Raw genomic sequence first — 22,091 nt, 5'->3', positions numbered from 1 at the left:
TGTTTGACTTCAAAGGGTTTGGTTTGGGGGATAGCATGGCCATCAGTGAGGAGCGCCTTCGCGCGCTATTGAAAGTACCCAATGTCGCCCTGCTGCTGCGCGGCTCGAAGACCGAGGAGCGCAGCGGCTACCGGGTGGAATACCTCAACTTCGTCAACTGCTCGAACGAGCCGGTCCGTGGGATCCTGACGCGGCCACTCAGCATGGATAGCCCCGGCGCCGCGCTTGTCTACGCGCACGCCCATGGCGGTCGCTACGATATCGGCGCGTCCGAACTCACCGAGGGGCGCCCGGAACTGCTCAATCCGCTCGGCCCGGTCCTCGCCCATCTCGGCTTCGTCACGCTGGCGATCGATATGCCCACCTTCGGCGAGCGAGCCGCCCAGAGCGAAAGCGCCGCTGCCAAGGCGGCCTTCTGGTATGGGCAGACGCTTTTCGGCAAGATGCTCGGCGAGCAGGCCGCCGCCATCACCTATCTCTCCTCGCGCAGCGACGTGGATGTCGCACGCGTCGGTATGCTCGGCATGTCGATGGGCTCGACGCTCACCTATTGGCTGGCCGCCATCGAGCCGCGGCTGGCCGCCATCGCCCACCTCTGCTGCTTCGCCGACTTCGCCACCCTTGTCGAAACCGGCGCGCATGACCGACACGGCTTCTACCTCTCGGTGCCCGGCCTTCTCGCCGAAACCTCCACCGGCGAGATCGGCGGTCTCGTCGCACCCCGTCCACAGCTCATCTGCGTCGGCGAAGCCGATCCGCTGACCCCGCCCGTGGCTGTCGACCGGGCGCTGGCCCAGGCTCAAGCGGCCTATGGCGAAAAGCGCGCGGCCAAGGCCCTGGAGTTTTTCCGTCAATCCGGCGTCGGCCACGAGGAGACGACCGAAATGCGGGAGGTTCTGACGCGCTTCCTGAAAACGCATTTGCAGCCAGGATCATAGGACGTCGCCGACACCTTCCCTGGCCTGCAGCCGGGGAGGGGTGGAGAGAGTTACCCCACCCGTCCGCGCGCAGCCACCGGCACCGTCTCGACGACCTCGTCGCCCGAGATCAAGGTGACCGTGTCGAAGAGGTTGCTCACCACGCACGCGTGGTTGGGGATGATCCGCAGGCGCTCGCCGATCTCCGGTTTCTTCGCGCTGCCGCTGAGATCGATCGTGCCATGCTCCTCGGAGAGCCCGACGATCCGGGCATCCGGATAGCCGACGATGTAACCGAAACCATCCATCCCGAGCGTATCGCTGGTCAGCGCCTTCGACCCCGCATCGATGATCGCGCGATTCTCGGTCGGCCGGCTGACGACCGTCGTCAGCACCGTCAGCGCGCAATCCTCAAGCTTGCCGACGCCCTTCGCCACCTGGAAGCGGTCGAGGTAGATATAGGTCCCGGGCCGATGTTCGGTCGCCACCGTCACGTCATGGGCGTGCCAGATGTCAGGTGTCCCGCCATTGGAAATCACCTCCGGCGCCAACCCCTGCGCCTCGAGCGCGGCCTTGGCCTTCTCGAGGAAATCCTCGTTCTCCGCCACCTTGCCCGCAGCCGGATAGGTCATGAGGCCGGTAAAATGCAGTCCCGGCGCCGCCGCGATCTGCTGCGCCAGCTCTACCGCCGCCCAGGGCGTCTGTACGCCGCACCGGCCCATGCCGGTATCGCATTCCACCAGCACGCGCAGCTTGTGGTTCGGGTCGGTAAAGGTGCGCGCCAGGCCCGCCACCACGAAACTGGAATCGGCCGTCACGCTGATCGTGATTCTTTCATGCAGCGCCTTGAGTCGGGCCAGCTTGTCGTCGCCGATGATATTGTAGGGCAGGAAGATGTCGTCGATCCCGGCATCGGCCATCACCTCGGCCTCGCCGAGCTTCTGGCAGGTGATGCCGATCGCGCCCAGTTCGATCTGTCGTTTGGCGAAGCGCGGCAGCTTGTGCGTCTTGATGTGCGGACGCAGCGGCAGGTTGTGCGCATCCGCATAGTCCTGCGCCCGCTTGAGATTGCCCTCGACGCGATCAAGATCGATGAGAACCGCTGGCGTATCGATGCGCTCGAGACCCATCATTCCCCTCCCTTGAGGACTTCGTTGACGAAGCGGAGATTGCCTGAGGTCAATCCGGCATCCACCGGCACCACGGCGCCCGTCACGCCTGAAGCTGCCGGCGAGGCCAGAAACAATACGGTCTGCGCCACTTCCTCCGGCGTCACCATCCGGCCCAGCGGATAGTGCGGCAGAACCTTCTTCAGGAGCTCGGGATTGGCCTCGATCCGGTGATCCCAGGCCGGCGTGCGCACCGAGCCGGGGCAGACGACATTGGCCCTGATTCCCTTGTATCCGCGCTCGACCGCCAGACCCTTGGCGAAGGCGATAAGCCCGGCCTTGGCCGCCGAATAGGCGGGATTGCCGAAATGGCTCAGCCCGTTGACCGAGGAAATGAACACCACATTGCCGCCCCCTCGCGCCTCCATGGCGGCAACAACCGGCGCCGCCACGTAATAGGCGCCGTTGAGGTTGATCTCCATTTCCGAGGCCCAGACCGTGTTGTCGACCTGCTCGAACACCTCTCCGCGCGTGAAGCCGGCATTGGAGATCAGCGCGTCCGGAGCACCGTTCGCCGCGATATGGGTGGAAATGATTTTCGAAATTGCCTCCGGCTCGGTGAGTTCGAAGACCAGCTTGTGGTCGAGCTCCATGCCCTCGAGCAAGGCTGGGTCGCGGTCCGCGCCGGTGATCGTCGCGCCCGCCGCGCGGAACACCTTTGCCAGCGAGCGACCAATGCCGCCGCCTGCGCCGGTAATGAGTACGTGCTTGCCGTCCATACGGAAAGGGGAGGGTGTTTCTGCCATTTTGTCCCACGCCAAAATCAACCGGGAGAGACTAAACAAATCTGCTTGCCCCGAGGCAATTGCGAATATGATGCGCCGGGGTCAAAAACGCCTTGAATGAAACTCGTTTTCATTCCAGCCGCTGGCCTCCGCATAGGCGAACGAAACTCAACGGAAGTCCCAGATCATGACCAAGCAACATTTCGGCACCTCGCACGTCCCCCTGTCCCCCGCGGTGCGGGCAGGCGATTTCATCTATGTTTCCGGCCAGGTGCCGGTGGGCGCCAATGGCGAGGTCGTGGTCGGCGGCATCGAGGTGCAGACGCGCCAGGTCATGGAAAACGTCAAGGCCGCCCTGGCTCTCGCCGGCGCCGAATTGTCCGACGTGATCAAGACCTTCGTCATCCTTGAGGACGCGCGCGAGTTCGCGGCCTTCAACAAGACCTACGCCACCTATTTCCCCTCCAATCCGCCGGCTCGCACCACCCTTGAGGCGCGTCTGATGATCGATATCAAGATCGAGATCGAGGCGGTGGCCTACAAGCCCCTGAAATAAGCCGAAAAAGCCTAAAAAGGCCGGTTTTCGTAAAGAGGCGCCCTCGATCGAGTGGCGCCTTTTATATTTGCGCAACAATCAGTTACGTGCCGGACACGTACCGTTTGCCGCATGGCGCTGCATATAGCCTCCATAAGCAATTCCAATGATGTACTTTGATGGCTATGCGGGGAAAAATGGCGTCATTTGCGTTAGTCGGACCCTCCGGGGTCCAATCCCGCTTGGCCCCCACTCAAGCGGTTAGGAGTAAGCTAATGAAAATTGCCTGGACTATGTTGTGTGGCCTGCTGATGACCTCTGCGGTCGCAGCAGCCGAGTTGCCTATTGAGCAGATCTACGGCTCGGCCGCTGGATGTGCGACGGCGGCGAAGGCCAGCGACATCCCGGGCGGCAAAGTTGTCGCCGTAACGCCTGAACACGTGCTGAGCGGCGATGCCGTCTGCCCCTTCCTCGCCATTGCTGACGGTAAGTCTGATGACCCCGCCAACAAGGCTTGGGAGGCCGATATTTCTTGCGAAGCCGGCCATGAAGAGGCCGTGCCGGGCAAGTTGTTGATCGTCCACAATGCTGCCGAAGACAAGTTGACCTGCATTCCCCAAGTGGCGTGTCGTTTGAGGTGAAGATCGCCTGTATCCGAGCGCTAGACAAGGATTTTCTGCCGCAAGCGGCACCTGCGGTCGCGCAGACTGCTGGATCTGGACGGATCAGACCGCGAAGCCGCTGTTTCCTTGCCCAGGGGCGGCGTTTTTCAGCGCAGCGGACAGATCTGTCCAGCCGCTTTCGTTCAGTTTGAGCGTGGATCGCGATCATGCGCATAGCGGTGGCGCTCGCAATCGGCGGATAGCGGCGAGGATGGCGCGTACCATCGTGCCGGTGACAGCGACCTCGGCCAGCTGGAAGGTGATGGTGCGGGCGTGACGGACCACACGTGCCCCGATCTTGATCAGCTTCAGTTGCAGGCTGGTCAACGACCAGTCGGCCATGGCCTCGGGCAGCTCGATGCAGCGCAAGAAGGTGGCCAGGTTGTACGCCAGGGCGTGCAGTTGCAGCCGCACCTCATTGTCGCGGAACTTCCGGCACGACAGCCGCGTCCAGCGAAAGGCGTATTTGCCCTCTTTGATGTGCTGCTCGGCGGTGCCGCGCTGGTTGTAGAACCGCACCACCCAGTCCGGCTCCATCGGCAGGTTGGTGACGATGAAGCCGAAACGCGGGAACAGTTCGCCCGGATGCCATTCGATCTTGGCGATCACCCGGCGTTCCTTGTCCCAGGACGCCGCCTGATACTCGAATTCCTCGAAGAACCGCTTGACCTTGGTCAGTGACGGCCGCCCGACAGGGCGCGTTAGCCGATGCGCGATCTTGTCCTTGAGGACCGCGTTTGCGGGCAGCCGGATGGCGTAGAAGAACCGCGCTTCTTCCAATCGCTCATAGATCGCCGGGATCGCGTAGGCAGCATCGGCCCGGAAGAACCTGCCACCAAGGTCGCGCTCCGCGTAGCGCGCAATGACGGGGTCGAGAACATCACGCCAGCCATCGGCGCTGTGGACGTTGCCATGGCGCAGGGCGCAGCGTTCCAGCATCCCGAACTGGTTGAACAGAAAGTTGGGGTGATAGCAGCTACAGTCGAAATGGCCATTCCAGGCGGACCCTTCCTGGTCGCCATGGGTCGGGCTGACCGAGCGTCCATGTCCAGAACGATGTACTTCAGCCCGTTACGGTCATGGAACCGGTCGATCCATTGCCCGTTCAGGTCGGCCAGCGCGGCACGGTTCCCGGCCAGAGCCAGCGTCTCGGTCTCGAACCGTCCCATCTGCGATGCCGAGGCCGCTTGTGCATCGACCGCTCTGCCGCCGACAACTTGGCGCATGACCGGATCGCAGGCGAGACGGTTGGCGTCGTTGACATCCTCGTATCCGGCCAGCCGCCCAAAGACTGATTGCCGGAACAGGCCGTCGAGCCGATGGACCGTGTTCTTGCCAGAGCGAGTATCGCGCAGCGCCGCTGACGCCAAATCGGACAACCCGAGCGCGTCATCAAGCTCGCGCATCACCAGAAGGCCGCCGTCGGAACTGAGCTGCGTGCCGCGAAATTCCAGCCGCACGCGAGGGTCGAAATCCACCCGATCTGCCCGTTGCAAGCCCGCACCCTCTGGGTGATCCATGAAACGCGCCCCTCGCAGCCTTCAACACCATGTTTTATATAGGAAATATAATGGTCAGGACAGCGAAATCAGCGCCTTACTTGGGAAATGTGGGGTTGACGCTTTCGGTACTCGATGGCGACGGGCCCAAGGGCACGCTGGCCGCTTGCCCCGCCCCATAAGCCAACGCCGCTACGGCTTCGAAGTTTCGAGGAGTTATCATGTCAGAGAACAAACAGAACAATAACGGTCTTTGCGCCTGCGCACAGGCCGCCATGCAGCGCCGCACCATGCTCAAGGGCATGGCCGCGCTCGGTGGCGTGGCCGTGTCGGGCGGCGTCGCCTTCGCCCAGGCCCCCGAGGATATGCGTCCGCAGGTCGGCGATTTCCTGGTGCGCACCAAGGGTGATCCCAAGGCCCTGACCCCGGAAGACGTCGGCGTCGGCAAGAAGCCGATCCAGGCTTTCGCCATGTCGCCCGATGGCGTCGTGCGCTCGAGCGATTTCGAGAACGGCCTGCTGCTCGTCCATTACGAGCCGGCTGATCTCTCGGACGATGCCAAGAAGCTCTCGGCCGAAGGCGTGCTCGCCTATTCGATCATCTGCACCCATGCCGGGTGCGAGGCGACCAACTGGATCCCCGAGGAAAACACCATCGAGTGCCCGTGCCACGGTTCGCACTTCGATGCCAAGAACAACGGCGCCGTACTGTTCGGCCCTGCAAGCCGCAAGCTCCCGCAGCTCGGCCTTGAGGTGAAGGACGGCAAGATCGTCGTTGCCGCAGAATTCGATTCCCGCATCGGCGGTGACGAAACCATGTGATGCCAACCGCCCGGGGGAAACCCCGGGCGGAACTGACACCACCCGTGCAGTGGGCAAGTCTAGTGCACGCAAGAAGAAGACGCGAGCAGGGTCCGTCTAGGAGCCGTAAGCGCAAAAATGCATTCCAGAACACTGAGGAAGAGGAAATGCTAAAAAGGAATCTGTTCCTGACGGGTCTGGCCACCGCCAGCGTGCTCGCGATGAGCGCTGCTGCTGGTGCTGCCGGTACCACCTCCGAACGGCTCTTGGGCGCCGGCAGCGAGGCTGAAAACGCCAACTGGCTCATGGTGCACCGCACCTATGACAGCCACCGTTTCAGCCCGCTTGACCAGATCAACAAGGATACGGTCAAGGACCTCGGTCTGTCGTTCGCCACCATCCTGGACAACGCCTCGCGCGGCGGCCGCTATGCCAGCGCCCGCAACGAAGGCACTCCGCTGGTGGAAGATGGCTTCATGTACGTCCAGACCGGTTGGTCGGTGGTGTACAAGATCGACGTTCGCGACGGCAAGACCGGCAAGGTCGTATGGAAGTACGATCCTGAAGTCGACCGCCAGTGGATTTCGGACGCCACCTGCTGCGGCGCTGAAAACCGCGGTATCGGCCTCTGGAACGACGACGTGATCGCCCTGACCATGGACGGCCGCGTCATGTCGATCAACAAGGACACGGGCGAACTCAACTGGGAAAAGCAGCAGGCTGACAAGGCCCGCGCCGAAAGCTTCACCGGTGCTCCGCTCGTCGTCGGCGACACGGCCATCTACGGCCCGGCCGGCGGTGAATACGGTATCCGCGGCTGGCTCGAAGCCATGGACCTCAAGACCGGCGAACCCGCTTGGCGTACGTTCACCGTTCCTGGCCCGGGCGAGCCCGGCAACGAGACCTGGCAGGGCAACGCCTGGGAAACCGGCGGCGCTTCCATCTGGCAGACCGGTTCCTATGATCCGGATTCCGGCATGACCTATTGGGGTACGGGTAACCCGGCTCCGCAGATCGACGCCGAATACCGCCCGGGTGACAACCTCTACGCTTCGAGCCTTCTCGCGCTCGACGCCAAGGACGGCGCCATCAAGTGGCACTTCCAGTTCACCCCGAACGATCCCTACGACTACGACGAAATCGGCGACAACCAGCTCCTCGACGTGACCGTCGATGGCAAGCCGTCCAAGATGGTCGTCCGCGCTGCCCGTAATGGCTTCATGTACGGTTTCAACCGTAACGATGGCGCCATGACCTACGCCAAGCAGTATGTGGAAGACCTGACCTGGACCACCGGTATCGACCCGAAGACCGGCAAGCCGCTCGAATACGATCCCAAGGCCCAGCTCCAGAAGTACGTTGCTGGTACCGTTGGTTCGCGTGAAGGCACCCCCGGCATCTACTGCCCGACCCTTGGCGGTGGCAAGAACTGGCAGCCTGCTGCCTATAGCCCGAACACCAAGATGCTCTACGTGACCTCGGCTGAAGGCTGCTCGGCTTATGTGCCCGAAGCTGCTCCCAATCCGACGATCACGGGCGGTGAATACGACGTGGTCAAGGCCCAGCGTGAGTGGAACGGCCGTCTGCCGGCTCCGGAAGGCACCAAGCTGCCGGACGTCTTCAACGGTGGTTCGGTCAAGGCTATCGATCCGCTGACCGGCGAAACCAAGGCCAAGGTCCTGATGCCGCGTCGTCTGAACGGCATGCTCGCCACCGGCGGCGACCTCGTCTGGGGTTCGTCCACCAACGGCAACATCTATGCCTATGACGCCAACAGCCTCGAGGAAGTCTGGTCGTACAACGTCGGCACCGCCCTTGGTGGCCCGCCGATGAGCTACTCGGTTGATGGCAAGCAGTACATCGCGGTTCTCGCCGGTGCTGCCGCCGCTGCCGCGGACAAGAAGCTTGCTCCGCAGTCCGAGTTCTTCGTGCCGGCTGATGCCCTCTACGTGTTCTCGCTGAAGTAAGCTGGAATTGAACAAAAAAGAGCGGCCGGGGAAACCCGGCCGCTTTATGGTTTCCAGAATTGAGAAGACGCCGTTACTGGGTCTTCATGCGGAACTCCCAATCCGACGGGTTCTCGAATTCGTCGGCTGACCAGATACCAACCTTGGCAGCCTTGGCCTCCGCCTCCTGGGCGACGTAGTCTTGCGATTGATCGGAAAGAGCAATGGCCATCCCTAGTCGGGCCTGCTCGGCAGACAGATCCAGATCACCGACGGTGCAGCGCGCCCAGCGCAGCATGCGGCGGCGCAGGTTTTCAGTGTCACGGACTTCCTTGCAGACCACGGTCTGGTTGGCCACGAGCTTTTCCAGGTTGTCCTTGGCGTCGCGCCCGCAGGCGAATTCCTTGCCGTCCTTGATGCACGGCTGGATCGGCAGCGGCGCGTCGATTCCCCAAAGCCCGATTGTGCGACCGTTGATGGCGAGATGGTCCCCATCCACCACGGTTGCCGTACCGGTTTCCTCGAACAGCGGCTCGCTGGCGAAGGGCTGTGCCATGGCGGGTGCACTTGCGCCCATGCCGGCGATCAGGCCAAATGTCAGTCCCGCCGCAACTGTTCGCAATTTCATCGTAGTCTTCCTTAGGAGTTGGCTGTGAAACGATTTGACGTGATGTCGTGCATGGCTTCAACCCTGCACAATCTGACGGCTCGGCCAAGCCGACTTATGTGCAATATCGGATTTGCCTTTATGGCGGCAATCGCCTTGCCGGCCGCCGCGAGTGCAGTCGAGTTCAAACCTGAATTCCGCACCCTGGGCCTCGGCCAGAAGGCTGCCGACGTGACCACCGAAGGCTATGAGGGCTTCGCCTGTGGCTCCAATGGTGGGCCCCCGCTCGAGCCGCTGACCGGCTGGGTGGACTTTGCCAAGTGCAAGCCGGAAGCCAACGGCCTTCACGAAGTCTATGTGGAGTTCGGCACCCGCACCGAGCGCCTCTCCCAGATGTTCCGCGACGAGTACAACGAGGAACTCTGGATCCAGCAGTTCGGCGGCACGCGCATCGCCAACTTCCCGGTCGTGCTCTCGCTGCTTTTTGACGACGAGGGCATCGTGCGCGCCTTCCGCGCCGTGACCGATGCCCGCGCCGAACTGGAGGATCGCGGCCGCGCCTACCTGCTGCGCTTCCGCGTCTACGCCCTCTACGGCAACAACGACTGGGATTGCTTCAAGCGCCCGGCCACCGGCGGCATCACCCCGGTGGGCGACATGTATGTCAACGAAGTCTGCCGCAAGGAAATCGACGGCAAGCGCGTGCGCGTGGAAGCGCACGTCTACCGTCGTCCCGGGCAGACGGGCGTCGATATGCAGGGCATGTTCATGCCCGGCCAGTTCGAGAGCATGACTCGCTGGGAAGTGTTCGACGCCACCCTGCCGGTCTCGGCCGAGGAGGCGGCGCAATGAAGCTGGCGCTCGCCCTCGTCGTCCTGGCGCTTCTGCCCACTGCCGCTTTTGCCGATACCCGCGAGGATTTCCTCGCCGGCAAGACCGAGGCCTGCCAGAAATGCGACCTGACCGATGTCAACCTCAGCCGCCGCAAGCTGGCAGGGGTCGATCTCACCGATGCCAACCTCTCGGGCGTCAACTTTTACACCACGGACCTCACCGGGGCCGTGCTGACCGGGGCCAACCTGACCCGCACCGATTTCACCCAGGCGAACCTGAGTAAGGCCAACCTCACCAACACCAATACCTTCGAGACCATCTTCTACCGCGCCACCCTCAACAATGCCGACCTCTCGGGCTCCAAGGGCCAGCGGGTGACCTTCCGCCGGGCGCTGCTGGGCGGCCTCAAGCTCGATGGCTCGGTGCTGCCGTTCTCCCAGTTCGAGGATGCCCGCATCGCCGGCGCCTCGGCCCACGGGGCGGACCTGCGCGGCTCGACCTTCTCGGGCGTCAAGATGCAGCGCTTCGATCTCAGCGACGGCAATGCCGAAGGCGCCGACTTCACCGACGCGGTGCTGAGCAAAGGCAACTTCGCCAAGACGGTGCTCAAGGGCTCCGACCTGCTGCGGGCCGACCTCAGCGGCGCCGACCTCACCGGGGCTGACCTTTCCGGCACCCGGCTCCTCGCGGCCATCCTCAAGGATGCCAAGACGGAGGATGCCAAGTTCGACGGCGCGCTGATGCCGGACGGGAACTGGCATAATTAGTGGGTGGTAGCCCGATACGCGGTTTTTCGCGGTTTTTGGGCCGCTTTTCCTGCTGGTGATCGGCGTAACTGTTTGATTTTGTTTATTGTTACGCTGATCGCTTGGTGGCAAATCGTTAAATTTTGAATGAAATTCGAGCATTGTTTGACGATCTTGTGCGGGTTTTGCGCAGGATTGGGTGGAAATTTGCGGATTGTTTTCTCGGGGGCTCCTTTACGGTGAGGGCGAAGGCCCGGCGTCGGTAGTGTGGCTTGGGCGGCGTGGGGGAGGATAAGTTTGCGGGTGGAAGGCTGGATTAGCTAGCTGTTGGCAACCCACACACGCTCACGCATGAACTTCCCCATTGGGGGCGGGCCCGGGCTTGTTACCCCACTCCACTCGGCGGAGATATCCGTGGGCCCCGGCTCTTCGGCCGGGGAAGCGCGGTGGTGGGGTGAGTGGGAGTGTTGGTCTGACGCGCGCGAGGGGCGGTGCGAAGGTGTCTGCGAAGTGGGCCTTGCTCCGAACGTGTGGTCTTCGGCGTGCGGCGGCGTGAAGTGGGTTTGCTCTGAAAGCGTCGCTTCGGTTGGGCGGCTAATCCTCTCCTCTCCTCTCCTCTCCTCTCCTTTCCTTTTCTTTGTTTCCTTCTCTGCATTCCTAGCTTCGCTTTCTTCCCATCTCACCTCCCACGCGGAACTTCCCCGGGCGAAGACCCCGGGGCCTATTGCACCGCTCCACTCGAGTGGAGGTATCCGTGGGCCCCGGCTCTGCGGCCGGGGAAGTTTGGTGGTGGGGAGAGTGAGGAGTGGGGCGTTGGGAACTAGGAGTGAGGAGTGCAGAGTGCGGAATGAAGAGTGCAGAGTGCGGAGTGAGGAGTGAGGAGTGAGGAGTGAGGAGTGAGGAGTGAGGAGTGAGGAGTGAGGAGTGAGGAGTGAGGAGTGAGGGAGGATTCGGTGCGGTGATGGGGCAGGGGCGCGAGACACAGTAGGTGGCCCCAAGAGAGGTGCCGCGGGTCGTCCAGAAAGCACCTCTGGACCCCAGAGCGAGCGCGCATTGGGGTAACCCGCGTTCCTGCCCCGCCAACCCTACCGCCGCGTCACGACCTCGGCCATCCACCCGATATCTGCGCCTTTGCCCGAACTCGGGTGATATTCGCACCCCACCCAGCCGTCATAGCCCAGCCGATCCAGCTCCGAGAGCAGGAACCGGTAGTTGATTTCGCCGGTGCCGGGCTCATGCCGGCCGGGGGTATCGGCGATCTGGATGTGGGCGATGTGGTGTTTGAGCCGGGCGAAGGTGTGGACCAGGTCGCCCTGCATGATCTGCAGGTGGTAGAAGTCGCATTGCAGGTGGAGATTGGGGAGCCCGGCCAGCTCGAAGAGGCGTTCGGCATGGTTGGTGGTCGAGATGAAATAGCCCGGCATGTCGCGCTTGTTGATCGGCTCGATAAGGAGCTTCACCCCGGCGGCGGTGCAGCGCTCGGAGGCATAGGTCAGGTTGTCGATGAGGGTCTTTTCCAGCCGCAGGTGGTCGACATCCGGCGCGGCGATGCCGGCGAGGCAGTTGAGGCGGGTGCAGCCAAGCGCCTGCGCATAGTCGAGGGCGCGCGTGACGCTGGCACGGAATTCGGCGATGCGGGCGGGATGGCAGGCGAGGCCGCGGTCGCCGGCGGCCCAGTTGCCGGCCGGAAAGTTGAAAAGGGCCTGGGTCAGCCCATTCTCGCGCAGCAGCGCGGCGATGGTTTCCTTGGGGTGCTCGTAGGGCGAGATGTATTCGACGGCCGCAAACCCGTCCGCTGCCGCGGCCGCGAAGCGGTCTAGGAAGGGCAGGTCGGGGTAGAGGAACGAGAGGTTGGCTGAAAACCTGGGCACGGCGCGAAGCTCCTGAGGGCGCTACGATATAGCGCCCCCGCGGTCTTCGTCGCTAGCCCGCCAGAGCGAACCAGCGCACCGGCTCGCCGATCTCCGGCTGCTGACAGGGCGTCGCCTGCCGGGCTTCGTCGGCAATCGCCTCGGCACGGGTGAGGCATTGGGCGAAATCGGGCGCCGCGCCGGCTTCTGCCGCCTTGCCCGGCTTGCGCCAAGCGCAGAGGTCATCGAACACGAACCCGGCTTCGGTCGACTTGCCCTCATAGGTCCAGCGGCCACTGCGGCGATCGGCGCGATAGAGGCGCAGGAAATCGACGCCGCGTCGGGCGATGAAATCGACAGCGGCGATGATGAAGTCGGTTTCCGCCTCATCGATGAAATAGTTGAAGCTCAGCCGCGCCCAGCCGGGGCGGAAGAGGCTGCAGCCATCGGCTACCAGTGCCTCGTAGCTCTCGGCGCGCGCCGCATCGATGTGCAGCAATTCGTGGCCATAGGGGCCGGCGCACGAGCAGCCGCCGCGCGCCTGGATGCCGAAGAGGTCGTTGAGCAGGGCCACGACCAGGTTGGGATGCAGCAGGTGCTCGCCGACGCGGATATTGAACGAGAAGATCGCCAGGCGCTCGGCCTCGGCGGGGCCCAGCACCTCGATGGCGGGATTGGCGCGCCAGGCGGCCATGGCCTTGGCGACGACACGATGCTCGGCCGCCTCGATCGCGGCGGGGGTGACGTCGGCCTTGAGCTGGAAGGCGAGGCCGGCGCGGATATCGCCCAGCACGTTGGGCGTGCCGGCTTCCTCGCGCCGCTCGGTGTCGCTCACATAGCGATGATGGTCGGCAGTCACGTAAGCCACGGTGCCGCCGCCGGGGACGGTCGGCAGACGGCCGAAGAGCCGCTTGTCGGCCACCAGCACGCCGGAGGCGCCGGGCCCGCCCACGAACTTGTGGGGCGACAGGAAGATGGCATCGACCTGATCGGCTTCCATGTCGATGGCGACATAGGGGCCGGCAGCGGCGTAATCGGCGAAGAACCAGGCGCCGTGCGCCTTGAGCAGCGCGCCGAGCGCGCGCATGTCGGTCTTGACGCCGGTGACGTTGGAGGCCGCCGAGAACGAGCCGACGCGCGGGGCATCGGCAGGGCTGCGCTCAAGCGCGGCGGCGAGCGTGCCGAGGCAGATCTGGCCGTTCTCATCGAGCGGAATGCGCACGAGATCGACATCGGCCTCGCGCCAGGGCAGGTCGTTGGAATGGTGCTCGTAGGGGCCGATGAACACGGTCGGCCGCGCGCCGCCCTCGCGGTTCTCGCAGAAGGCGGTGGCGAGCTTGTGGACGGCGGCGGTGGCGCCGCTGCCGCAGAAGATCACCGCATGCCGCTCGCCGGCACCCACGGCCTCGCGCACCGCCTTGCGGGCCGCCTCACGCAGACGCGTGGTCTGGAGGCCCGTATAGGAGGTCTCGGTATGGGTATTGGCGTAGAACGGGGCAGCCACCTCGCTCACGCGGCTTTCGATGAAATCTAGGCAGCGCCCGGAGGCGGTGTAATCGGCATAAACCAGCTTTCGCGGCCCGAAGGGACCGGGAATGGTGCTGTCCTTGCCGATCAGGCCATTGCGAATGCGGTCGATGACGAATTGTGTTTCCATGCACCCATTCTACGCTTCGTATGGAACAGGGCAAGCAATGCTATGCTAGAGGATAAGCGTAGCAATTTGTACTCAAAGAGCGATGCATTGCAGGAAATGTATCCAATTTGCGCATCGTGCCGGTCGCCGAGGTCCTTGAATCGGGGTTAAGCATCCGCGCAAGTGCGGCCATCCTTCGCCCGGCATATGTGCTATCGGGCCGCCCGACCATCTGGGCAGTTCGCCCCTCGCAGTTTTGAGCCGACTTGCGTAGCGGAGGCCGTGTGCCGTGTCCGACCCGAATGCTCTGGTGCCGCTCGGCAGAAGCGGCGTGTCCATTCCCCGGCTGGCGCTGGGCACGGCTCCGTTCGGCAATATCGATTTTCCGGTGCCGGGCGATGAGGTGACGCGCACGGTGGCCGCGGCACTTGCCGATGGGCCGCGCATGATCGACACGGCGCCCGCAGAGGGCGCCGGGCTGGCCGAAGCGCGACTGCGCGAGGCGCTGGCGGGCATGCCGCGCGATCGGTATGTGCTTTCGACCAAGGTGGGCAAGCGCCTGCATGGCGCGCGGTTCCATACCGGCGCCTTCGATGCCCTGGGCCAGCCGGTCTACAAGGTGCTCGACCGGCTCGAGCCCGCCTTCGACTTCTCCTATGACGGCACCATGCGCGCCTATGAGGAAAGCCTGGAGCGGCTGGGCACCGACCGGCTCGATGTCGTCCATATCCACGATCCGGACGAGCACTTCGCGGCGGCCATGGCCGGCGCCTATCTGGCGCTGCACAAGCTGCGAGAGGAGGGGGCGATCGGGGCCATTTCTGTTGCGATGAACCAGTGGCGGCTGCTGCACCGCTTCCTCGATTATGGTGATTTCGACTGCATCATGGTCTCGGGCCGCTACACGCTGCTCGACCGCAGCGCGCATGACCTGCTGCCGCGCTGTCGCGAGCAGGGCGTGGCGGTGATCGTGGGCGGGGTGTTCAACTCGGGTATCCTCGCCAACCCCATTCCGGGCGCGACCTATGACGGGCTGCCGGTCGACGGCACGATGCTGCGCCGGGCGATCCGACTCAAGCTCATTTGCGCCGAATTCGGCGTGCCGCTTCGCGCTGCCGCGCTGCAATTCCCGCTGCGGCATCCGGCGGTGGCGGCGGTGGTGATCGGGGCGAGGAGCGAGGCGCAGTGGCGGGAGGATGTGGGCGCGTTCGGGGTGGCGGTGCCGGATGAGCTTTGGGGGAGGTTGGCGGGGGTGGATGGGTAGCTCAGCGTAGGTATTTCGCGCTGCGCGTTCCCCATCGCAGAACTTCCCCGGCCGAAGAGCCGGGGCCCACGGATATCTCCACTCGCGCGGATGGGTGCAATAGGCCCCGGGTCTTCGCCCGGGGAAGTAAGGGTGGGGCGGGTGCAGTGAGGCAGAGGTGCCCCTCAGATCGCCGCGCCGTTCCCTGCGAAGACGTGGCACCTGGCTGGGTCCACATACGCCGTTACCGTCGAACCGGTTTCCAGCCGGCGCTGGCCTTCGAGTGAAATCGTGAGCGGCTGACCGTCCTGGGTCGACGCATAGAGCAGGGTGGAATCGCCCAGTTGTTCGACGAGATCCACGCGCACGTCGGCGAGCTTTAGGCCCTGGCTTTCGTTGACCCCGATATGCTCGGGCCGCACGCCGAAGGTCATGGCGTCGCCATTGGTCCCCTGAGCGCCGGCGCGGTTGAGCGTTACCTTGCTGCCGGCGGTGCTCAGGCTGATCGACTGGCCGTCCGAGCCTTCGAGTTGCGCCTTCAAAAAGTTCATCTTGGGCGAGCCGATGAAGCCGGCGACGAAGAGGTTTTTGGGGTTGTTGTAGAGGTCGAGCGGGGCGCCGACCTGTTCGATATTGCCGGCGTTGAGCACCACGATCTTGTCGGCCATGGTCATGGCCTCGACCTGATCGTGGGTCACATAGACCATGGTGTTGCCCAGGTCGTTGTGGAGCTTGGCGATCTCGACGCGCATCTGCACGCGCAGCTCGGCATCGAGGTTCGAGAGCGGCTCGTCGAAAAGGAAGATGCGGGGCTCGCGCACGATGGCGCGGCCGATGGCGACGCGCTGGCGCTGGCCGCCCGAAAGCTGCTTGGGCTTGCGCTGCAAGAGCGGCTCGATGCGCAGGATCTGCGCGGCGCGCTTCACCCTCACCTCGATCTCGGCCTTGGGCACGCGCGCCGTCTCGAGGCCGAAGGCGAGGTTCTGATAGACGCTCATATGCGGATAGAGCGCATAGGACTGAAACACCATGGCGATGCCGCGCTTGGCCGGCGGCACCTCGTTCATGCGTTCGCCATCGATGACGAGGTCGCCCCCGGTGATCGGCTCCAGCCCGGCGATCATGCGCAGCAGCGTCGACTTTCCGCAGCCCGAAGGGCCGACAAAGACCACGAACTCGCCCGGCTCGATATCGAGATCGACGCCGTGGACGACTTCGAAGTCGCCATAGGATTTGACGATCTTGTTGAGGGCAAGGCTCGTCGTCATTGCGCCGCCTCCTGCCGGAACTGTGCCGGCACCCAGCTCTTGTATTTCGGGTGATCGGCCGGGATCGGCAGCCGCACTTCGGTATGGGTTTCCGAGGAGTGGTAGAAGGCGGTGACGATTTCGAGCGCCCGGCGCGAATCCGCCGAGGTCACCGGCACCGGCCCGCGGCCCATCAGGGCATCATGGAAACGCGCCATCTGCGTCTGGAAGCGCGGCGGCACGTGCTGCCAGTTGGCGAGGAGCGCATCGATCTGCGCCTGCACTTCGGGCGAAGCCGGAATGATCCGCCAGAGCTTGCCGCCCGGCGAATAGGGCTCGTGATCGCTCTCGAAGGTGACGTTGGAAAAGGCCAGCCGGATACGGCTGATTTCTTCCTGGCTGCCGAGCGTCGCCGTCAGCGAGGCCAGCGCGCCGCTTTCGAGTTCGCACGAGGCCGAGATGCAGTCTTCCACCTCGATATCGTTGACGCGCGTGGCCACGCGCCCGAAGAGGCCGGCGATCGGGCCCATGAGATAGGTGACGATGTCGTGGATATGGATGGCGTGGGTCATGAGCACGCCGCCCAGTTCCGTTGCCCACTTGCCGCGCCACGGCACGGCGTAATATTCGGCCGTGCGCTTCCAGAGCGTTTCAGCGGTGGCGATATAGGGCGTGCCGGCGAGGCCGGAATCGATGATCTTCTTCACCTGCTCGATGCCGTCGCCATAGCGATACTGGAAGATCGGCATGAGCTTGCCCTTGGCGCGCTTCTCGGCGGCGACGATGTCGTCGAGCTGGGCGAGCGAGCCCACCAGCGGCTTTTCGCAGACCACGTGCTTGCCGGCGTCGAGCGCCGCGATGATCTGGCTGTAATGCACCATGGGCGGGGTGCAGATATCGATGATCTCGACATCGGTTTTGAGCAGCTCGTCGAACGAGGTATAGCGCCCCTCGATGCTGAATTCGTCGGCCACGGCGTTGAGCCGTTCCGGGTTGAGGTCGCAGAGGGCCACGACCTTGTACTTGTCGGCATTGGGCACGTAGCCCTCGATGAGGTGCGAGCGGCCGATGCCGCAACCGACGACCGCGACTGTCTTGATTTCGTTTGTCATGAATTGGCCTCGGCCATTTGTTGGGCGGTGAGGGCGAGTTCCATCGCCTTGAAGCAATGTGCCTGGGTCATGGCGGTGTCCGTGCGGTCGCGGATATCGGCGATGAGCTGGCGGCCATAGGGCAGGTCGACGCCCGAGCAATCGATATGCTGCACGCCGTTCCGGTCGACGAGGAAGAGGTGATCCCCGCCGGGACGGCCGGCAATGTCGATATATTTGCGCAGCTCGATATAGCCCTCGGTGCCCAGGATCGTCAGGCGCCCGTCGCCCCAGGTCGGCAGGCCCTTGGGCGTGAACCAATCCACGCGGATATAGCCGGTGGTGCGCGGCGACCTGAGGTGCACGTCGCCCACGTCCTGCAATTCCGGCGTCTGCGGATTGTGCCGGTTGGCCACGGAAGCGGAAACGACTTCCACGTCCAGTGTGTCGGCGAAAAACAGGAACTGCTCGAACTGGTGCGAGGCGATATCGCACAATATGCCGCCATACTTTGCCCGCTCGAAGAACCATTTCGGCCGGGCCAGGTTGTTGAGCGAATGCGGCCCGAGGCCGACGGTATTGACGACCTCGCCGATGGCGCCGGCGCGGACCAGTTCGCCCGCCTTGACGGTCGAGCGCGTCTCGAAATGCTCCGAATAGCAGATCGAATAGATGCGCTGGGTTTCGGCCTGCACGCGCTTCAACTCATCGAGCTGGGCGAAGGTGGTCATGCCGGCCTTGTCGCTCATCACGTCCTTGCCGTGGCGCATGGCCTCGATGGAGATGCCGGCGCGCTCGCTGGTGATGGCCGAGGTGAGGACGAGGGCGATGTCCTTGTCCTCGAGGATGGCGGCCTTGTCGGCGACGCGCTTCGCCTGCGGGTATTTTGCGGCGAAAGCTTGGGCCAGGTCGTCCTCGATGGCATGGAAAGCCACGAGCTCCGCGCCCTGCCGCAGGAGCAGGTCGCACTGGCCGTAGATGTGACCGTGATTGATGCCGATGGCGGCGAATTTGATGGTCATGGGATGCTCGGGAAGATGGGATTGTGGTGGTGGCTCACCCCCCACCCTGTCCCTCCCCCGCAAGGGGGGAGGAGACGATGGGGCGATATCGAGCCGGCAAATCTCCCTCCCCCTTGCGGGGAGGGGGCAGGGGTGGGGGTGGACCGAGGCACGGCACTCACCGCTTCATCCCCGTCGTCGCGATCCCTTCGATCAGCAGGCGCTGGAAGAAGAGGAAGAACAGGAAGACCGGCACGAGGCTGAGCACCGACATGGCGAAGAGCCCGCCCCAATCGGATTCCGCGGTCGAATCCACGAACGTCCGCAGCCCCAGCGTCACCGTGTATTGGCGCATGTCGTTGAGATAGATCAGCGGCCCGAAGAAATCGTCCCAGGTCCAGATGAAGGTGAAGATCGCGGCGGTCGCCAGCACGGGCTGGGAGAGCGGCAGCATGACCTTCCAGTAGATGCGCCAGGGCGAGCAGCCATCCATCATCGCCGCCTCGTCCAGCTCCTTGGGAATACCCCGGAAGAACTGCACCATGAGGAAGATGAAGAAGGCGTCCGAGGCCAGGAATTTCGGCACGACCAGCGGCAGGAAGCTGTTGACCCAGCCGAGGTTGAGGAACAGCACATATTGCGGGATGAGCGTCACCTGGTAGGGCAGCATCAGCGTGCCCAGCATCATGGCGAACCAGAACTTGCGGCCCTTGAACTCCAGCCGGGCGAAGGCGAAGGCCGCCAGCGAACAGGCGAACACGTTCCCCGCGATCGAGAGAATCGAGATGATGAACGAGTTGAGGAAGAAGGTGCCGAAGCTGACCTTGAGCCCCTTCCAGCCGCGGAAATAGGCGTCGAGGCTGAACTCGGACGGCCAGAGCCCGGAATTGAAGATCTCGTCCGTCGGCCGGAACGAGGCCGAAAGCATCCACAGCAGCGGATAGAGCATGATGATCGAGGCGATCACCAGCAGCGTATGGGCGATGACCGAGCCGAAGCGGCGACGGAAGCGGGTGAAGCCGGTTTCCTCGGTAACGACGGTGAGGCGATGCACATCAGTCGTCATAGTGCACCCAATACTTTGACGTCAGGAACGAGAAGGCCGTGAAGAGCGCAACGATGGCCAGCAGGATCCAGGCGAGCGCCGAAGCGTAGCCCATGCGGAAGAAACCGAAGGCCTCCTGGTAGAGGTAGAGGGTGTAAAAGAGCGTCGAATTGATCGGATTGCCCGTGCCGCCCGAGATGATGAAGGCAGGGGTGAAGCTCTTGAACGCCTCGATGGTCTGGATCACCGCGTTAAAGAAGACGACGGGCGTCAGCAGCGGCAGCGTGATCTTCCAGAATTGTCGCCATTTGCTGGCGCCGTCGAGGCTCGCCGCCTCATACATGTCCTGGGGGATTTGCCTCAGGCCCGCGAGGAAGATGATCATGGGCGAGCCGAACTGCCAGATCGAAAGGATGATCAGCGTCCAGAGCGAGAAGCGCGGGTTGGAAATCCAGCTCGGCCCCTGAATGCCGAAAAGGGCGAGGAAATCGTTGACCACGCCGTCGCCGGCAAAGAGCTGGCGCCAGAGCACGGCGATGGCAACGCTCGCGCCGAGGAGCGACGGCAGGTAGAACACGGCGCGATAGAGCGGCAGGCCCTTCATGCCGCGATTGAGCAGCAGCGCCACGCCAAGGGCGAAGGCGAGCTTGAGCGGCACCGAGAACACCACGAAGAAGAAGGTCACCCGCATCGACTGGACGAACTTGGGATCGGCCGTGAAGATGCGGGTGTAGTTGGCCAGACCCACCCATTTGGGCGGGTTGAGCAAGTTGAAATCGGTGAAGCTGAGATAGAAGGACGACAGGATCGGCCCGACCGTCAGCCCGAAGAAACCGATGAACCACGGAAGCAGGAAGAGATAGCCCGGCCCGTTGGCCGACCAGAGCCTTTGCCAGGTCGAACGGGCGGGGCTGCGCTCCTTGGGCGCCGTGGTGATGGTTTCGCCAAAGGAGCGCGTCGTCATGCGATCAGCCGGCGCGGCTCAGGATTTCGGAGGCTTCCTGGAAGAAAGCCGGTCCGGCATCCGTCGGGCTCTGCTGGCCGAAGGCCACTTCCTGGCTCTTGGTCAGGAGCGCGGTCGCCACTTCACCGGCATTGGCCGGCGGGGAGGGCGGCAGCGGCCCGAGCAGGTCGCCCAGGCCCGACACGAACTTGAGGGCGATCTGGCTGCCTTCATCGAGCGTGGGGGTGATAGCCTCGCGCACAGCGGCCGAGCAGGGGATGCCGCGCTCTACGCCCAGAACCTTGCCCGCTTCCGGATCGTTGACGAAGAAGCCGACGAACTCGGCCGCCCGGTCCTTGATGGCGGAAGAGCCGCTGATCGACCAGAACATGGAGGGCTTGCGGTAATGCCCGCCCTTGCTGTCCGCGGTGAGGCGCGGGAAGTTGGCGAGGGTCAGCTTGTCCTTGTTGATGGCCTGGAAGGCCACGAGCTGGTTGGAGTTGGCGAAGGTCACCGCGGCCTTGCCCAGGCTGACCATGGTCTGCTCGAGCGGGCCGGTATCGAGCGCCTGCTCGTCGGCGGAAACGATGACGCCGGCATCGCGCAGGTCTGCCCAGAGCTGGAACCAGGCGGTCAGGTCCTCGGCGGTGAAGCCGGGCTTGCCGTCGGCGGTATAGAGCGCCTTGCCCTGCTGGCGCAGCCAGTTTTCAAGGGCCGGTTCGACGCCCGAACCATCCTGGAAGGCCTTCATGCCGCCGCGCACGTTCTTGGATTTGAACGCCTCGCCAATGGTCTTGAGGTCTTCATAGGTCGTGGCCGGGCCCGGCACGTCGACGCCCGCTTCCTGGAAGGCGGCGGTATTGACGATCAGGGCCACCGAATTGGCGCCCAGGCTGATGCCATAGAGCTTGCCATCGACCTTGCCGCCATCGATCTGGTCCTGGTCGAAATCCTTGAGGGCGAGCTGGGTGGAGAGATCGTCGAGCGGGGCGATGGCGCCGCGCTTGGCGTATTCCACGATATAGCGGTAATCCATCTGGATGACGTCGGGCGCATTGCCGCCGGCAGTCTGCGTGGCGAGCTTGGGCCAGTAATCGTTCCAGGCCAGGAACTCGGTGTCGATGGTGGTGCCGGCATTGGCCTTTTCGAAAAGGTCCGTCACCCCGTTGGTGCGGTCGGCGCGTGCCTGGCTGCCCCAGAAGATGAGGCGCATGCGCGTGTCCTGCGCCAGTGCCGGGCCAACTCCCACGGCCCCGGCAGCCAGCAGGGCAGTGCTGCCCATCAGGAACTGGCGCCTGTCGATACGTATGGTCATTCGGTTTCCTCCCAAACGGTTGAGGCGTTTTCTCTGAAACACCCGGATTCACAGCCTCCCCGCCGTAAATCACCAGTTAGTTACATAATCCGGCCGTATGCAAACGATACCGGCTCTACTTCATGCCGCATACACCGCAAACGGCATCGCTAAATAACTAAGCGGTTACAACATGGCATATGGGCTTCGGCGGAGCAACCATCTTGTATGGCAGATTGGGCGGCGGCAAGAGCCCTCTCCGCACGGAGCCTCTGGCGCAGCCCTCCCTGACTGCCTCCGG

19 protein-coding genes and 1 pseudogene are annotated in these 22,091 nt (G+C 63.7%); 8 read left to right on the top strand and 12 right to left on the bottom strand.

The window, feature by feature from the left end; genetic code table 11:
- Positions 1–35: 35 nt before the first annotated feature.
- Positions 36–938 carry an alpha/beta hydrolase family protein gene (locus tag JNE37_RS04435; protein ID WP_203065438.1) on the top strand — a complete coding sequence of 301 codons (903 nt, stop codon included), beginning with the start codon at positions 36–38 and terminating at the stop codon, positions 936–938.
- A 50-nt stretch (positions 939–988) separates the two neighbouring features.
- On the opposite strand, the gene JNE37_RS04430 is transcribed toward JNE37_RS04435, so the two are convergent.
- Positions 989–2,050, bottom strand: coding sequence for a D-TA family PLP-dependent enzyme (locus JNE37_RS04430; protein ID WP_203065437.1), 1,062 nt, complete (start codon positions 2,048–2,050; stop codon positions 989–991).
- Positions 2,047–2,832: an SDR family oxidoreductase gene (locus JNE37_RS04425; RefSeq protein WP_246513514.1), complete on the bottom strand. Its 786-nt coding sequence runs from the start codon at positions 2,830–2,832 to the stop codon at positions 2,047–2,049. The genes JNE37_RS04430 and JNE37_RS04425 overlap by 4 nt, the downstream gene beginning before the upstream one ends.
- A gap of 163 nt (positions 2,833–2,995) precedes the next feature.
- Here JNE37_RS04425 and JNE37_RS04420 point away from each other — a divergent pair, with 163 nt between their 5' ends.
- Together JNE37_RS04420 and JNE37_RS04415 are read left to right on the top strand one after the other, a co-directional pair.
- Positions 2,996–3,367: a RidA family protein gene (locus JNE37_RS04420; RefSeq protein ID WP_182400421.1), complete on the top strand. Its 372-nt coding sequence runs from the start codon at positions 2,996–2,998 to the stop codon at positions 3,365–3,367.
- A gap of 254 nt (positions 3,368–3,621) precedes the next feature.
- Entirely contained in the window at positions 3,622–3,987 is a 366-nt protein-coding gene (locus JNE37_RS04415) for a hypothetical protein (protein ID WP_203065436.1), read from the top strand.
- Between the two features lie 186 nt (positions 3,988–4,173).
- Here JNE37_RS04415 and JNE37_RS04410 read toward each other — a convergent pair.
- Positions 4,174–5,528: pseudogene (locus JNE37_RS04410) on the bottom strand (IS1380-like element IS1247 family transposase).
- 200 nt (positions 5,529–5,728) lie between these two features.
- Between JNE37_RS04410 and JNE37_RS04405 the strand changes: the two are divergent.
- Complete coding sequence (locus tag JNE37_RS04405) at positions 5,729–6,328, top strand: QcrA and Rieske domain-containing protein (protein WP_052015206.1); 600 nt, start codon at positions 5,729–5,731, stop codon at positions 6,326–6,328.
- A gap of 146 nt (positions 6,329–6,474) precedes the next feature.
- Positions 6,475–8,274, top strand: a complete 1,800-nt coding sequence (locus tag JNE37_RS04400; RefSeq protein WP_035032283.1) for a pyrroloquinoline quinone-dependent dehydrogenase — start codon at positions 6,475–6,477, stop codon at positions 8,272–8,274.
- Positions 8,275–8,347: 73 nt separating this feature from the next.
- On the opposite strand, the gene JNE37_RS04395 is transcribed toward JNE37_RS04400, so the two are convergent.
- On the bottom strand, positions 8,348–8,881 hold the full coding sequence (locus JNE37_RS04395) for a thermonuclease family protein (RefSeq protein ID WP_052015205.1): 534 nt from the start codon (positions 8,879–8,881) through the stop codon (positions 8,348–8,350).
- A 120-nt stretch (positions 8,882–9,001) separates the two neighbouring features.
- Here JNE37_RS04395 and JNE37_RS04390 point away from each other — a divergent pair, with 120 nt between their 5' ends.
- Positions 9,002–9,712: a hypothetical protein gene (locus JNE37_RS04390; RefSeq protein WP_156046343.1), complete on the top strand. Its 711-nt coding sequence runs from the start codon at positions 9,002–9,004 to the stop codon at positions 9,710–9,712.
- Positions 9,709–10,461, top strand: coding sequence for a pentapeptide repeat-containing protein (locus JNE37_RS04385; protein ID WP_203065435.1), 753 nt, complete (start codon positions 9,709–9,711; stop codon positions 10,459–10,461). The genes JNE37_RS04390 and JNE37_RS04385 overlap by 4 nt, the downstream gene beginning before the upstream one ends.
- Positions 10,462–11,525: 1,064 nt before the next feature.
- On the opposite strand, the gene otnI is transcribed toward JNE37_RS04385, so the two are convergent.
- Positions 11,526–12,311 (bottom strand): 2-oxo-tetronate isomerase, encoded by a 786-nt coding sequence (otnI, locus tag JNE37_RS04380; protein WP_203065434.1) that lies wholly within the window; start codon positions 12,309–12,311, stop codon positions 11,526–11,528.
- Between the two features lie 52 nt (positions 12,312–12,363).
- Positions 12,364–13,947 (bottom strand): aminotransferase class V-fold PLP-dependent enzyme, encoded by a 1,584-nt coding sequence (locus JNE37_RS04375; protein ID WP_203065433.1) that lies wholly within the window; start codon positions 13,945–13,947, stop codon positions 12,364–12,366.
- A gap of 268 nt (positions 13,948–14,215) precedes the next feature.
- On the opposite strand from JNE37_RS04375, the gene JNE37_RS04370 reads away from it, so the two are divergent.
- Positions 14,216–15,190, top strand: a complete 975-nt coding sequence (locus tag JNE37_RS04370; RefSeq protein WP_203065432.1) for an aldo/keto reductase — start codon at positions 14,216–14,218, stop codon at positions 15,188–15,190.
- Between the two features lie 164 nt (positions 15,191–15,354).
- Here the strand turns inward: JNE37_RS04370 and JNE37_RS04365 are convergent, their stop codons facing one another.
- The 6 genes from JNE37_RS04365 to JNE37_RS04340 form a co-directional block, all read right to left on the bottom strand.
- Complete coding sequence (locus tag JNE37_RS04365) at positions 15,355–16,437, bottom strand: ABC transporter ATP-binding protein (RefSeq protein ID WP_203065431.1); 1,083 nt, start codon at positions 16,435–16,437, stop codon at positions 15,355–15,357.
- Positions 16,434–17,528 carry a Gfo/Idh/MocA family protein gene (locus tag JNE37_RS04360; protein ID WP_203065430.1) on the bottom strand — a complete coding sequence of 365 codons (1,095 nt, stop codon included), beginning with the start codon at positions 17,526–17,528 and terminating at the stop codon, positions 16,434–16,436. Before JNE37_RS04360 ends, JNE37_RS04365 begins: the two co-directional genes overlap by 4 nt.
- A complete protein-coding gene (locus JNE37_RS04355) occupies positions 17,525–18,529 on the bottom strand; it encodes a Gfo/Idh/MocA family protein (RefSeq protein WP_203065429.1) in 1,005 nt (334 codons plus the stop codon). The genes JNE37_RS04360 and JNE37_RS04355 overlap by 4 nt, the downstream gene beginning before the upstream one ends.
- 157 nt (positions 18,530–18,686) lie before the next feature.
- A complete protein-coding gene (locus JNE37_RS04350; RefSeq protein WP_246513638.1) occupies positions 18,687–19,457 on the bottom strand; it encodes a carbohydrate ABC transporter permease in 771 nt (256 codons plus the stop codon).
- Positions 19,458–19,563: 106 nt separating this feature from the next.
- Positions 19,564–20,517 carry a carbohydrate ABC transporter permease gene (locus JNE37_RS04345; protein WP_035032269.1) on the bottom strand — a complete coding sequence of 318 codons (954 nt, stop codon included), beginning with the start codon at positions 20,515–20,517 and terminating at the stop codon, positions 19,564–19,566.
- Positions 20,518–20,521: 4 nt separating this feature from the next.
- The gene (locus tag JNE37_RS04340; RefSeq protein WP_035091743.1) at positions 20,522–21,811 is read right to left on the bottom strand and encodes an ABC transporter substrate-binding protein; all 1,290 of its coding nucleotides are present in this window, start codon (positions 21,809–21,811) and stop codon (positions 20,522–20,524) included.
- Positions 21,812–22,091: the final 280 nt, after the last annotated feature.

The sequence above is a fragment of the Paradevosia shaoguanensis genome (assembly GCF_016801025.1).
In the GTDB taxonomy this organism is placed as follows: Bacteria; Pseudomonadota; Alphaproteobacteria; order Rhizobiales; family Devosiaceae; genus Paradevosia; species Paradevosia shaoguanensis.
The sequence above is the reverse complement of the archived record's forward strand: the minus strand, read 5'-3'. Positions and strand labels throughout refer to the sequence as shown.

Coding starts and splice junctions, on each gene's coding strand:
- JNE37_RS04435 (WP_203065438.1), top strand. CDS start 36: ATGGCCATCAGTGAGGAGCGCCTTCGCGCGCTATTGAAAGTACCCAAT.
- JNE37_RS04430 (WP_203065437.1), bottom strand. CDS start 2,050: ATGATGGGTCTCGAGCGCATCGATACGCCAGCGGTTCTCATCGATCTT.
- JNE37_RS04425 (WP_246513514.1), bottom strand. CDS start 2,832: ATGGCAGAAACACCCTCCCCTTTCCGTATGGACGGCAAGCACGTACTC.
- JNE37_RS04415 (WP_203065436.1), top strand. CDS start 3,622: ATGAAAATTGCCTGGACTATGTTGTGTGGCCTGCTGATGACCTCTGCG.
- JNE37_RS04405 (WP_052015206.1), top strand. CDS start 5,729: ATGTCAGAGAACAAACAGAACAATAACGGTCTTTGCGCCTGCGCACAG.
- JNE37_RS04400 (WP_035032283.1), top strand. CDS start 6,475: ATGCTAAAAAGGAATCTGTTCCTGACGGGTCTGGCCACCGCCAGCGTG.
- JNE37_RS04395 (WP_052015205.1), bottom strand. CDS start 8,881: ATGAAATTGCGAACAGTTGCGGCGGGACTGACATTTGGCCTGATCGCC.
- JNE37_RS04390 (WP_156046343.1), top strand. CDS start 9,002: ATGGCGGCAATCGCCTTGCCGGCCGCCGCGAGTGCAGTCGAGTTCAAA.
- JNE37_RS04385 (WP_203065435.1), top strand. CDS start 9,709: ATGAAGCTGGCGCTCGCCCTCGTCGTCCTGGCGCTTCTGCCCACTGCC.
- JNE37_RS04375 (WP_203065433.1), bottom strand. CDS start 13,947: ATGGAAACACAATTCGTCATCGACCGCATTCGCAATGGCCTGATCGGC.
- JNE37_RS04365 (WP_203065431.1), bottom strand. CDS start 16,437: ATGACGACGAGCCTTGCCCTCAACAAGATCGTCAAATCCTATGGCGAC.
- JNE37_RS04360 (WP_203065430.1), bottom strand. CDS start 17,528: ATGACAAACGAAATCAAGACAGTCGCGGTCGTCGGTTGCGGCATCGGC.
- JNE37_RS04355 (WP_203065429.1), bottom strand. CDS start 18,529: ATGACCATCAAATTCGCCGCCATCGGCATCAATCACGGTCACATCTAC.
- JNE37_RS04350 (WP_246513638.1), bottom strand. CDS start 19,457: ATGCTCTATCCGCTGCTGTGGATGCTTTCGGCCTCGTTCCGGCCGACG.
- JNE37_RS04345 (WP_035032269.1), bottom strand. CDS start 20,517: ATGACGACGCGCTCCTTTGGCGAAACCATCACCACGGCGCCCAAGGAG.
- JNE37_RS04340 (WP_035091743.1), bottom strand. CDS start 21,811: ATGACCATACGTATCGACAGGCGCCAGTTCCTGATGGGCAGCACTGCC.